Source organism: Alicyclobacillus tolerans (genome assembly GCF_048984885.1).
In the GTDB taxonomy this organism is placed as follows: Bacteria; Bacillota; Bacilli; order Alicyclobacillales; family Alicyclobacillaceae; genus Alicyclobacillus_I; species Alicyclobacillus_I tolerans.
In genome coordinates, this window is sequence record NZ_JBMGNK010000002.1 from 2,874,815 (window position 1) to 2,887,309 (window position 12,495).

General features: G+C 44.2%; 11 protein-coding genes. 2 read left to right on the forward strand and 9 right to left on the reverse strand.

Annotation, left to right across the window (positions count from 1 at the left end):
- Positions 1-21 precede the first annotated feature (21 nt).
- The 6 genes from ACOJUR_RS14660 to ACOJUR_RS14685 all read right to left on the reverse strand — a co-directional run bounded on the left by ACOJUR_RS14660 (position 22) and on the right by ACOJUR_RS14685 (position 7,517).
- Positions 22-1,032 (reverse strand): NADP-dependent oxidoreductase, encoded by a 1,011-nt coding sequence (locus ACOJUR_RS14660; RefSeq protein WP_072875082.1) that lies wholly within the window; start codon positions 1,030-1,032, stop codon positions 22-24.
- Between the two features lie 148 nt (positions 1,033-1,180).
- Positions 1,181-2,629 carry an MFS transporter gene (locus tag ACOJUR_RS14665; RefSeq protein ID WP_306953574.1) on the reverse strand — a complete coding sequence of 483 codons (1,449 nt, stop codon included), beginning with the start codon at positions 2,627-2,629 and terminating at the stop codon, positions 1,181-1,183.
- A gap of 294 nt (positions 2,630-2,923) precedes the next feature.
- Positions 2,924-4,237, reverse strand: coding sequence for an MFS transporter (locus tag ACOJUR_RS14670; protein WP_203114714.1), 1,314 nt, complete (start codon positions 4,235-4,237; stop codon positions 2,924-2,926).
- Positions 4,238-4,465: 228 nt separating this feature from the next.
- A complete protein-coding gene (locus ACOJUR_RS14675) occupies positions 4,466-5,434 on the reverse strand; it encodes a glycosyltransferase family 2 protein (protein WP_083574074.1) in 969 nt (322 codons plus the stop codon).
- Positions 5,435-5,515: 81 nt separating this feature from the next.
- Positions 5,516-7,099, reverse strand: coding sequence for a GtrA family protein (locus tag ACOJUR_RS14680; RefSeq protein WP_420950407.1), 1,584 nt, complete (start codon positions 7,097-7,099; stop codon positions 5,516-5,518).
- Positions 7,100-7,256: 157 nt separating this feature from the next.
- Positions 7,257-7,517: a DUF2642 domain-containing protein gene (locus ACOJUR_RS14685; protein ID WP_072873356.1), complete on the reverse strand. Its 261-nt coding sequence runs from the start codon at positions 7,515-7,517 to the stop codon at positions 7,257-7,259.
- A 188-nt stretch (positions 7,518-7,705) separates the two neighbouring features.
- Between ACOJUR_RS14685 and ACOJUR_RS14690 the strand changes: the two genes are divergently transcribed.
- Complete coding sequence (locus tag ACOJUR_RS14690; protein ID WP_420950408.1) at positions 7,706-8,527, forward strand: methyl-accepting chemotaxis protein; 822 nt, start codon at positions 7,706-7,708, stop codon at positions 8,525-8,527.
- 109 nt (positions 8,528-8,636) lie between these two features.
- On the opposite strand, the gene ACOJUR_RS14695 is transcribed toward ACOJUR_RS14690, so the two are convergent.
- Entirely contained in the window at positions 8,637-9,287 is a 651-nt protein-coding gene (locus ACOJUR_RS14695) for a peroxiredoxin (protein WP_072873354.1), read from the reverse strand.
- Between the two features lie 274 nt (positions 9,288-9,561).
- Here ACOJUR_RS14695 and ACOJUR_RS14700 point away from each other — a divergent pair, with 274 nt between their 5' ends.
- Positions 9,562-10,317 (forward strand): alpha/beta hydrolase, encoded by a 756-nt coding sequence (locus ACOJUR_RS14700; protein ID WP_420950409.1) that lies wholly within the window; start codon positions 9,562-9,564, stop codon positions 10,315-10,317.
- Here the strand turns inward: ACOJUR_RS14700 and ACOJUR_RS14705 are convergent.
- Both ACOJUR_RS14705 and ACOJUR_RS14710 read right to left on the reverse strand, forming a co-directional pair.
- Positions 10,302-11,033 carry a gamma-glutamyl-gamma-aminobutyrate hydrolase family protein gene (locus ACOJUR_RS14705; protein ID WP_420950410.1) on the reverse strand — a complete coding sequence of 244 codons (732 nt, stop codon included), beginning with the start codon at positions 11,031-11,033 and terminating at the stop codon, positions 10,302-10,304. The genes ACOJUR_RS14700 and ACOJUR_RS14705 overlap by 16 nt on opposite strands.
- A gap of 82 nt (positions 11,034-11,115) precedes the next feature.
- On the reverse strand, positions 11,116-12,384 hold the full coding sequence (locus ACOJUR_RS14710; RefSeq protein ID WP_203114720.1) for an adenosylhomocysteinase: 1,269 nt from the start codon (positions 12,382-12,384) through the stop codon (positions 11,116-11,118).
- Between the last annotated feature and the right edge of the window lie 111 nt (positions 12,385-12,495).

The following is a 12,495-nucleotide window of genomic DNA, read 5'->3' on the forward strand; positions in this document are numbered from 1 at the left end:
GTTTCAAATGCCTGACATGGTTTAAAACGGATCGGCCACTTTAACAAGTTGTTTTCCTACATTCTCTCCGCGAAACAGGCCTAAAAAAGCCTCAGGAATATTTTCAAAACCTTCGACTATGGTTTCACGATATTTCAATTGACCTGCCTGAAGCCATTTCCCTAGTTCCTGCATAGCTACACTGTATTGAGGCTGATAATCACTGACAATAAAACCTTTTAGCAACGCTCTGCGAACGAGGAGAATAGGCAGAATGCGCGGACCCACTTCAACTTTTTCCGTATTGTAAAGAGCGATCTGCCCACAGAGCGCAACGCGAGCAAAGTCATTCAATTGAAGAAAAACCGCGTCTGTGATGTCTCCTCCCACATTGTCAAAATAAATATCCACTCCTTGTGGACAAAGCTCCGCTAGTTCCTTACGAATCGAAGGTGATGTTTTATAATTGATGGTTGCGTCAAAACCAAGTTCTGAAACAAGATATTGATTTTTTTCGTCCGATCCGGCAATACCCACTACGCGGCATCCTTTTAATTTGGCAATCTGCCCAACAATCATACCTACCGCTCCAGCAGCACCAGAGACAACCACTGTTTCCCCTTCTTTAGGCTGTCCAATATCCAACAATCCGAAATAAGCTGTCAAGCCAGGCATACCTAATACGCCGAGAAAGGCTGAAAGTGGAGCTAGCTGCGGATTTAATTTCGTCAAGCGTCCCTTACTTACGTTAAATTCCCGCCAGCCGAGTTCACCTAAGACGAAATCCCCGGTTTGAAAGCGGTCATTCTTGGATTCCACCACTTGACCTACCACGCCACCTGTAATAACTTCACCCAGTGCATAGGGAGGCACATAAGATTTTCCTTCATTCATTCTGCCACGCATATAAGGGTCAACTGAAATATAAAGAGACTTTACAAGAACCTCATCTGCTTGCAAAGCAGGTATTTCAACTGTCTCAAACAAAAAATTGTCTTGACTTGGCATGCCTTGCGGTCTGCTTGCCAGTTTAATTTCGCGTTGTTTTGCCATAAATTTCTCCACTCCTTTACTACTTCCTATTGTAACCATCCTGAGTGGCTTCTCCAAATGAAAAAAAAGCACGAGCGAATCACTCCACTCATGCCAAGACAATTTTCGTTTTTGAACAATGACAAGATTGAGCAGTGGAGCGCAGAACTTAAGCTCCTGTTGAGACCGTTTTGGCAACGGATGATGGTTGACCAATATCTGTGAGACTTTCCATAGACTTGTTTGCCGGTTCTGGTAAGAGCAGTGTCAATAAAATACCTGCCAGCGCAAACCCAAATGTGATATCAAGCGTTCCGTTAAGCCCTAGGTGGCTGCTCAAAACAGGGAAGATGAATACACCGATAAACGCCCCAATTTTAGCAATACCTGCTGATATACCATGTCCAGTAGTACGCTGGGAAACAGGGAAAAGTTCTGCAGCCATGACAAAAGTTGTTGTATTCGGACCAAATTCCGCAAAGAAGTAGCTGACCCCATAGAGCAAAACAAATGGGATTAAATCTTTGGTAACTCCAGGTATAACTCCAATAAGGAGGAACATCAGTCCCATGACAAAGAATCCAATGAGCTGCAGACGTTTGTGACCAATCTTATCCATAGTTAGGAAGGCTACCACATAGCCAGGAACTGCGGCAATTGAGAAAATCATGAGCGAGATGGCCTCATTTTGGATTAAGGACATGTGCGGAGAAACAAGTTTGAGAATGGCACCCGTGGAGATGGTGTTGCCATAGTATGCATAGTCAAATACGAACCATGTACCTGCCGTACCAATGAGCGTGATGAGGAAACGAGGATTGGTTATAAATTGACGGAAAGTGAGACGCTGCACATTCTTTGTTAAACTGTTCGATTTTGCATCCACCGTACCATTGGTGAATTTGCGCATGGTACTCGCCGCTTCCGCTTCACGACCTTTAACCTGCGCTTCAAATCTTGGTGATTCAGGAAGTGTACGGCGTAAATAAATAACGGCTAAAGCCGGAATCGCTCCCAGACCGAGCATAATTCTCCAAGCTAAATCATGTTGAATTCCTGCACCCACTAAAGTTATAGCAACCATCGGTCCAACAATCGTGCCCAAAGCTTGCATGGAAAAGACCAGACCGACTGTTTTTCCTCTGTCTTTAGTATTGGAGAACTCCGACATGATAACTGCACTGACCGGATAATCTCCTCCTATGCCAATGCCCATAATGATACGGAAAATAACTAACCAAATAAAATTTGGAGAAAAAGCGCTTAATAATGCTCCTATTCCCATAATTGCCGCTTCTAACCCATAGAGTTTCTTGCGACCATATATATCTGCCAGTCTTCCGAAGACAAACGCTCCAATAAATGTGGCGATTAGAGTAGCACTTCCTACAAGACCCACTTGGCTACTGTTTAAATGCCATTCACTTTTAATCAGGACAAGGGCGGCGCCAATGATAAACAAATCGTAAGCATCTGTGAAAAATCCCAGCCCTGCTGTAATGACTGCTCTTAAGTGAAACAAGCCAAGCGGCGCTTCATTCAGCGCGTCAACCAAACTGTTGTTTTGAGACATTCGCTCATAGATTCCCGCGCTTACCCCGTCGCGAGAATCCTTCACCTCCCCCTAATTATCAGCCAGATTGCCAAAAAATACGCTTCATATGAGTGCAAACAGAATGTTTGGTCTGACTGACTATCTGTATCGTAAAACGGAATTGTAAAGACTGTGTGAAGATGACGTAAAAGTTTTGTGATTTTTGTCGAACTGAAGATAAACGTCCTATGTTTGGAACACCTTTTATCGTGAACATGTATCAACAAAAAAATGCTTCAGAACTAAGGGCAATCTTTCCCTTGTCCCAAAGCATATTCAATGATAGCTTTTTACAAATAAACTATCAGACGCAAATTTTTATTCTAAAGAAGCCTCTTCAATAGAAACACCTTTACCTGTCTCAATACCGCGAGCTACCCAAAGCAGCGCGCCTGTCAAGCCAATAGCCCAAATGATAATATTCATGACCATGTTGCCTTTGAGGCTGATTGCATAAGAGATATAGATAGTGGGGATGTAGAGACCAATGGACACAAAGCGGACAATAGCCGTGTATGTTCCCCGACGATGGGTCGGCCAAACCTCGCCTTTCAGCGCGTCTTCTGTCAAATAGCCAATGTTGACAAACACATTCAAAATCACAAGCAAGATGATGAACAAGGCCAGACTTTTACTCCAAGCACCAAGGGTAAAATAAATGAGAACCGTAATGATAAACGTACCGAGATATCCTGTGAGTAAAAGCTTCTTGCGACTCCAACGGTCTCCAAACAAACCAAAGAATCCAGAAAAAAATCCGGTCGCACCAGCTATCAAAATAATGGTGGACGTCAATTTGGGAAAAAAGTTGGGAGCCAGCGTATAGGTCATTAAGCCGAATCCGGCCGATCCGGCAAACGCTGTGGTCAGCGTGACATAAAAGCGCAAACCGAGCGAAACACGTTTTTTAGGCATAGAATCAGAGGGCTGCTCTATTCGCTTTTGAACGGGTTCAAGGCGAATCCGTCCCTGTTCTTCACCATAATAACGTATGGCTTCAGCCTCTGCTTGTTCTCTTCTACCTTGACGCATGAGCCAGCGAATAGATTCCGGTGTGCGAGTCCGAGCCAGAAAGAGAACAAATAAAACAATGATTAAAGCGACGCCCACTGTAGATTTTTGAAACGTCTCCGATGAATTCCATGCTGATGAAATGACTGCCAAAATACCCAGCAAGAAAGCACCAAGATTAATGAAGTTTAATTCCATCATCATCGTCTTACTCCGATGCAAACGTGGCATCATTTCGTGAGATGCAACCATAATCGTGTTCATCTCACCACCGGAAGCAAGGAGAAGCAAAGCCAAAGCGATAAGAATCCAGACATACGTATGAGCAAAAATCAAAATAATGCCGCCCACCGCATAAAGAGCCATGGTTAAATAAAAAGTCGACTTGCGTCCAAAGCGATCGGCAATAGGACCAAAAATGATAATTCCGATGATAAGCCAGATGGGTGCCCAAGATAACATGAGTTGGTCAAGCACTTTAGGTACTTTTACCCATCCAGTAGCTACTGGCGCGAGAGAAAAAATATAGTTCTCCAGTAGCATGCCGAGGCCGAATGACCAAAACAGCCAACTGTCTGTGCTCGTCCAGCGCTCTCTCGTATCAACCGCCACACCAGACATTCCTTTCCCTCCTGTCAATAATGATTGATGCGTAAAGATGGTGGATTTAACTTTACGCGCGCATGCAGAAAGCGCTCTCTCAACACTCTGAACTCGATTTCACAATCGCTGATGCATGCATCGACATCTTAACAAATTTTATAGACAATAGATCAGATGATTTTCTCTAAATCGACAAAAATTATGCAAATTCGCTGTTCTCTATGTTAGAATAATCAACCTATTCCTTTATTCCCTATTTTTATTAATTGATTGGGCCTGTTCAAGTGCAGAATGATTGAGATTGCTTCTCTGTTCCACAATATACATAGGACGCCCACGCACTTCATCGTAAATACGTCCAATATATTCTCCAACCACACCAAGCAGTATCAACTGAATCCCACCTAGAAAAAGTACCACCAGCATCAGTGATGTCCAACCTTGCACCGTATTGCGGGTAAATATTTTTTCATACAAGACAGCGAGCATGCCGAGAAAACCACAAAAGGCGACAAACACACCGACATGTGTTGCAAACTGCAAAGGGCGGAAAGAAAACGAAGTAATACCATCTATAGAAAACCGGATCATCTTACGCAAAGGATACTTCGATTCTCCCGCAAAACGCTCTTGTCTTTCATAAGGAACGCCAATTTGTCGAAAACCCATCCAGGCAATCATGCCGCGAATAAAGCGGTGGCGTTCCCGGATGGCTGAGAGGGTTAATGCGACTTCTCGACTCATCAGACGAAAATCACCTGTATCCATAGGGATATCAATGTCAGTCATAGCACGAAGTACGCGATAAAAAAGATGGGCACTTATTTTTTTAAACCAACTTTCTCCTTCTCTTTTTTGACGAACAGCATAAACAACATCGTATCCTTCTCGCCATTTCTCTAAAAATTGCTCAATTAACTCAGGAGGATCTTGCAAATCAGCATCCATCAAAACAACCACGTCACCAATGGCGTGATCGACTCCAGCCGTCACTGCTATCTGATGTCCAAAATTACGTGAAAAATGAATCGCTTTGACTTCAGTATGGCGTTTTACCAAATCTTCAAGCACTGTTTTGGTTTGGTCGGACGAACCGTCATTGACAACGATTATCTCGTAGGTTAGGTCTAAATTCTGCATGACATCAGAGATACGAGAGATTGTAGTTTGCAAGGTGGCTTCTTCGTTAAAGGCTGGAAGAACAATGGATACCAGCGGTTTAGCAGGTCGAGTTTTTACATATATCGATTCAGATGAAACTTGTTTCGGTAACACGACTCTTTCCTCCCCTGCCTATCAGGCTATCCAAATACCACGGAAAAAAACACCAGATTTCCATGCAAGAACAATCGCGCAAAGAGCAGCAATCAAAACACACAAGACGAGGGAGCGAAGCAGTTTGGCTATAGCCGCAAATCCTGGGAACAACATAAGGACGTATCTTGGCAGTGATACCAAGTAATCTGGAATGTTCATAGAAGGCTCACTTGACGTAATGAATGAGACGGAGAGCATGTATAATAAAACCCCCCACTCTGTAAAACGGCGACGCCAAGCTAAAAGTCCAAGACTTGACACCAAAAGAACGAGCATGACTAAAAAAGCTGCTAGTTCAAAGGCAATATATCGATGTTGCATCACTGTTAAACGAGGGTGATGATAAAGATATAAAGTGTGTGCGAAAGCTTTCCAGGGCCACATAAACTGACGATGCCAATGTTTTCTTTCGGCCTTTAAGAATGGCATCCATGAGTGAAAACGCTGTTTGAGATGATAGCAGTAAACCAAGAGACTAGCGGATGGCAACAAAAAAGCAACAGCTTGCCAACTCAGCTTTCTCCACCAAACCGGGAGCCAAAAACGAAAATCCATTCGCTTGTTTTGAAGATATTGAAAAAACAAAATAAATCCTATTAATCCACCCGTGTTTCTTGTTAATGTAGCCAGTGACGCAAAAATATTGGCCCACCATACTCGATTGCGGCGAGATGCTTCTACAGACAAGAACATCAATAAAAGAAACAATGATTCTGTGTAAGCTGCATCGAAATAAAAGGATGTAGGATAAAAACAGAATAAAATTGCGGCAGAAAGCGCTGCTTTGAAACCCAACCAACCATTCACCCACACCAACATAACCCAAATGGCCAAGAAAAAAGAGACCAGTGAAACAACAATCGCTGCTACCGGATAGGATAGGCTTGTCCATTCATGGGTCCAGCGTATTACCCATGGATAAAACGGCCAAAATGCTGTTTGCGCAATATTTTGGTAACCGAATTGGGCAATCTCCAAATACCATCTCGCATCCCAGTGAATCATGCCTTTTACCCAGAGCTGATAAGCAGAAACAGGTAGATGGTGAATTTTAGCAGCTTCCCATTCTCCAAACAAAACTATGATTCGCTGAACAGCCACAAGCAAGAACGCGATCAGACCAAAGAGCCAAAAATGATTGTCATTTTTCTCATCACGGGATGGACGATTCGAATTCACCTTAAAAACATATCTTCGATTGATATAAAAGCCAATCAAAGTCGTGGGTAAAAGATTGATAGCTTGAGCGACATCAGCCACGTGCGTGATGTGATGCATAATCCATTGCAATAAGGCTTCACTGATCAATAACACAAAGAGATTAGCAACTAAAAACCGCAGCGCTTGTCTTCCACTCTTGACAGGTTGAGCAAATGTCCAGAGTGCATTGAGCAAATAAGAAGTTACCATTCCAGAGGCATAGCCTATGGCTAGGGAAACAGCAGCCGTAGCTCCTATGCGGCGTAATAACAAAAAAACCAAATAAGATACCAGGGTATTGACAACACCTGTAGCACAATATTTTAAAAAGGATACCCCCGCCGAAAGGTTGACTCTAGCCAATCGACTCTCACCCTCACCATAGATTTCCAGACAATAGGTCTTCGAGCCAAAGTATACCTTCGATGAAACTGAAAGTCGAATGGTGTCGTATGTAAAGAGGCTGTCCCTCCGTCATCTACGATGACTTTTGAGACAGCCCTTTTTTCAACCTGGAAAATTAGCTGTTAGAACTGGAAAGACTGGATGAACTTGTGCTTGAAGTAAGCGCGCGACGCAGGGAAACAATCTCAGCAATGCGAATATAGGTTTTGCGATAACTGCCGTATTCAAACCTGCGCAGTGTCAGATAGTCGTATTCAACTGCGTAAAGAACTCCTCGGAAAGTGCCGTTGGTTGTAGTGACGACTACACGTTTCCCAACCAATTGACGAGCCTTTTCTTTAAATGTCAGACGACGATAGACCCATTTGCTCTTCATATGGCATGCACCTCCTTGTCTCTGAAGTTGCTGTATCTTACGTCTGTTGTAAGCCAAGCTGATACGGACAGTTGGAATCAAGCACTTTCGCCTTACAAAAGAGGAGAAATGAGGTGAGCGGAAGAATTTTCTTTAATAAGTTTTAAAAAGTCAGCATTTAGGCATTGCGCAGAAGGGAAGGACAAGGTTTGACGCGACTGGAACTCATTCTAGAAGCTGCCCCCATGATTCATGCATTAATACCTGAAGCCCAACTCGTAGTGACCGATAGGGAAAAATATATCCTCGCGTTGCCTGGTGAACATTTTTTTCTTGAAGTTTTCGACCAAGGAAAAACATTTTTAGATGGCAGTATTGGCAAAGAAACAGTAACGACCGGAAAAATTGTTACGCGTATGGGAAATCCAGCGCTAACTGGAGGTATTCCTTATCAAGGAACAGGAGTCCCTATTGTAGAAAATAATGAAGTCATGGGTGCAATGTGCATATTTTTACCTACCCAAAACAAACAAACCTTACAAAACACTTCAGAAAATATGCTTGGCATGGTTCAGGAAATTACGGCTACATTAGAGGAACTGCGTGTTCAAACCAGGCAACTGCAGGCATTAGCCGATCATCTGACCACCCACAACCAGCAAATTCAACAAGCAACGGAACGGATTAGTAGTATTGCGACAATGATTAGCGACATCTCGACACAAACCAAAATGCTCGGTCTCAATGCGGCAATTGAAGCTGCACGCGCAGGTGAACATGGACGCGGTTTTTCTGTTGTGGCTAGTGAAATTCGTAGGTTGTCAGAAAATACAAAAAATTCAAGCCATCAGATTGTTCAATTCTCAGAAGTTATGGTGGAATCATTAGAGAAAGTTTCAACTTCCATTGTTGAGATCAGCCATTTTATCCATGAACAGACAAATGAAATTAATAGTGTTGCCGATGCTGTAGGAGAAGTAGAAAAAGTAAGCAGCCAATTGACCGAATTAGCTAAAATTATCAAAAGCTAAACCAACCCTAAAAGCAGCTATGAATTACACTCTCACGAAAAAATGGCCCCATGAGCATGTTCACTCTGGGGCTGATTTGTCTCTGTTCATAAGCCTGCTCAGGATAAATTTACAGTTTTTTTGTACGCAGATACCAACTCTTATACTCTAAACCTTTTGCTTCTGCTTCTTGCTGAGACTCAATAGCTGAAGCAGTTGCTGGTGGCGCAACCACCACAGGCGCTCCAGGAGTCCAATCGGCTGGCGTGGATACACCGTGCTTATCGTTTGTCTGCAAGGCATCAACTACACGTAAAATCTCGGAAATATTACGTCCTACGCTCATAGGATAGTAAATCATAGCTCGTAATACACCTTTGTCATCAATCACAAAGACCGCACGTACAGCTGCAGTGGAAGAGGCCCCGGGATGAATCATGCCGTATAGAGAAGAGACTTTCATATCGAGATCGGCAATGACGGGGAAATTGATTTTCTGACCAAAAATTCTTTCGATATCGTTAATCCACGCTAAGTGCGCTTGCACACCATCTACTGACAGTCCAATCAGTTGCACGTTGCGAGCTGTAAATTCTTCTTGACGGGAAGCAAAGGAGCCAAATTCAGTTGAGCAAACGGGTGTAAAATCGGCAGGGTGGGAAAACAGTACCACGTATTTACCGCGAAAATCGCTGAGTTTTAATTTACCTTGTGTGGTCACAGCTTCAAAATCTGGAGCTGGTTCATTTAACTTTGGCAAAGTGACTTGTGTATCGCTCATTGAATTGAAACCTCCCCTAATTTATATTAATCCTATCTGATTACTATATTATAAAATGGGTAATAACAATTCAAGTTGATTTCGATTCGACAGACCACTGAATAGAGACCCCGCGAGTATACTTCTAGCCCCCTTTATCATTTTACACATCTTTCAGTTTTTTGTCGGAACATTTGCAAAAAAAATTGTGTTGAAGCTCTATATTTGACGTTATACTTCTATCAATAAAGCTTGTGAAATCGTTTTCAAATCTGTTGGAGGGGGAATGCCACTTATGAAATTTCAAGAGCATCATCCATTGATGCAAGGTGCCGAACCATTCTTTTTACACGGAGATTCTATTGGTGTGCTCTTGCAACATGGATTCACAGGCACGACACATAGTATGCGCTATGTAGGGGAGCAACTGGCGAAATCCGGATTTACCGTGCATGCGCCGCGATTAGCCGGACACGGCACCCATCCGGAGGACATGGAGCGCTCAACTTATCAAGATTGGCTTGATTCTGCCTCGCAAGGTTATGAAAAATTGGCTCGCGTTTGTGACACTATTTTTGTTATAGGGCTCTCGATGGGCGGAACTTTGGTCGCCAATCTCGCATATCGCTATCCAGAGACATCTGGAATGGTTCTCATTAACGCTGTCATTCGCAACGATGCATTAAAACCGATGCTGGAAATGAGTGAGCCCCGTTTTTTACCTGCTATTGGGAGTGATATTCGGGCAGAAGGCGTGCAAGAGTTAGCTTACGATTGTACTCCACTCCGTTCATTACGCGAATTGTCGCACTTGATTGACCAAACTCGTCCTATCCTGGCAGATATTCAATGTCCTGCTTTGATTTTGGCCTCCAATGAAGACCATGTGGTAGGTGCTGAAAATGCAGAAGATTGGATGCAGATGCTCGGCTCACCAGAAAAACAGCGTATCGCCTTAGCCCACTCTTACCACGTAGCTACGCTCGATCACGATAAAGATCAAATTGCCGACCTCTGCATCCAATTTATTCGCACTTACGCACCAGAATGAGATTCAACCGTTACTGCTCGTTCTACTAACCATTCAAAAATTCGTCTGGACACAGTGTCATCTGGCGCTGTGTTTTCTGGATGCCATTGTACAGCAAGAATGTTTCCATCCAAGGAAACAAACGCCTCCACCAGCCCTTCTTCATCCCAGGCGATAGGGCGAAGTCCACTTGCCAGACGATGAATGGCCTGATGGTGATAGGAATTGACCCAAATTTCTTCACCCAGTTCTCTTTTGACCGCCAAAATGCTTTCAGGATCGATACGTACCGTATGTGCAAAATGGGAACGCGGGGCGTGCTGCTCATGTTGGAGGCATCCGCGCCACTCCCGTTCCAGATCTTGATACAAATTACCGCCAAGCAGCACGTTAATAACTTGCAGCCCCCGACAAATACCTAAAATAGGCTTATTTTGCATACGAAAAGCGGCGAACAAAAGACTTTCTAAATAATCTCTTTCAGGTGTCACTTGACGCAAACCTGAACGTGGCTGTTCTCCGTAATAGCGGGGAGACATATCATCGCCACCTGTCAGAATAAGTGCATCAGCTCGTTCAGCTACGGATGCAATGGTCTCCGGATGGCGCAAGTAAGGAATCAACCAGGGAACTCCGCCCGCATCTTCTACCGAGCGAGCATAGTCATCTGCAAGTCCAGCTCCCATCAGATGCCAGGAATTATCTGACGCTTGCCAACTTTGTCGTGAAGTGGTCATGGCGATGATTGGGTACAATCGGGATCGCCCCTTTGCTGCTGCGAAGTCAAACAACGCGGCGCAATCCGTCAGGGTGGCCAGCTTATTTCCATGAATTGAGGTACGCCGACTGCTCGGGCGTCAGTTCATCCAGCTTCATACCCCAGGCGGACAACCGCATTTTTGCAACGCGCATATCAAGTTCTACTGGCATGCTATGCAAACCGGGCTCTAGACGGTGACGAATGACATACTCGAGTCCCAAAAATTGCATGGCAAACGTCAAATCCATCACTTCCACTGGATGACCATCCGCACAAATTAAGTTGACCAGACGTCCTTCTGCTAAAAGATAAAGGGAACGACCGTCTTTCATGCTATACTGCTCGACATGTTCCCGTACTTTTTTCTTATGGAGGGATAGGCGGAGCAAAGCGGGTTTACTGATTTCTACATCAAAATGACCTGCATTGGTCAAAATAGCGCCGTCTTTCATCACTGCCAGGGCATCTTCGTCAATGACTGCCACATTCCCAGTCGCTGTGACAAAAAAATCACCTAATCGTGCAGCTTCCACAATCGGCATAACCTCAAACCCATCCATAACCGCCTCCAGTGCTCGCACTGGATTGACTTCTGTCACAATCACTTTCGCACCTAACCCACGCGCTCGCATGGCCAATCCTTTTCCCACAAAGCCATAGCCCACTATCACGGCAGTACTTCCAGCCACTGACAAATTGGTGGCACGAATAATTCCCTCCCAGGCCGATTGTCCCGTACCGTAACGATTATCAAAAAGATGTTTACAGTAAGCGTCATTGACTGCCATCATGGGATAACGCAACTCGCCTGAACGTGCCATAGCGGACAATCGAGTGATACCTGTAGTCGTTTCTTCACATCCACCGATGATTTGATTGGCCTGCTCAGGGCGATGAAGATGGAGTTTGCTGCTTAAATCAGCACCATCATCAATGAGTGCTTGAGGATTAAAGTCGAGTACTTGATCTATTTGCCGGGCAAACTCTTCCTCGTTTACACCACGTTTGGCAAAAGCCACGATTCCCCGCTCTACAAGCGCTGCCACAACGTCATCCTGCGTTGATAACGGATTGCTGGCGGCAATCGCCACTTCAGCTCCGGCAGCTTGCACAGCCAATGCCAAACAGGCGGTTTTAGCTTCAATGTGCAAACAAACGCCAATGCGCATCCCTGCAAATGGCCGAGTTTGAGAAAATTCTTCTTGTAATTGGCGAAGAATGGGCATGTGAGCCAATGCCCAATCGATTTTTTCATGCCCCCGTGGTGCCAGAGCTAAATCACGAATTTGCGAGAGTTTTGCAGCGTCTTGAATTGTGGTCAAAATCATCCCAGCTTTCTATGTCTTGTAATGCTTTTGCATAAAATTGCGTATTCTTTCATTCTACTGCTTTTTCTTTTTCTGTACCACATTTTCTGAGCAACAGCTCTACGTGTTATA

Coding starts and splice junctions, on each gene's coding strand:
- ACOJUR_RS14710 (WP_203114720.1), bottom strand. CDS start 12,384: ATGATTTTGACCACAATTCAAGACGCTGCAAAACTCTCGCAAATTCGT.
- ACOJUR_RS14685 (WP_072873356.1), bottom strand. CDS start 7,517: ATGAAGAGCAAATGGGTCTATCGTCGTCTGACATTTAAAGAAAAGGCT.
- ACOJUR_RS14670 (WP_203114714.1), bottom strand. CDS start 4,237: ATGTCTGGTGTGGCGGTTGATACGAGAGAGCGCTGGACGAGCACAGAC.
- ACOJUR_RS14700 (WP_420950409.1), top strand. CDS start 9,562: ATGAAATTTCAAGAGCATCATCCATTGATGCAAGGTGCCGAACCATTC.
- ACOJUR_RS14660 (WP_072875082.1), bottom strand. CDS start 1,032: ATGGCAAAACAACGCGAAATTAAACTGGCAAGCAGACCGCAAGGCATG.
- ACOJUR_RS14695 (WP_072873354.1), bottom strand. CDS start 9,287: ATGAGCGATACACAAGTCACTTTGCCAAAGTTAAATGAACCAGCTCCA.
- ACOJUR_RS14705 (WP_420950410.1), bottom strand. CDS start 11,033: ATGACCACTTCACGACAAAGTTGGCAAGCGTCAGATAATTCCTGGCAT.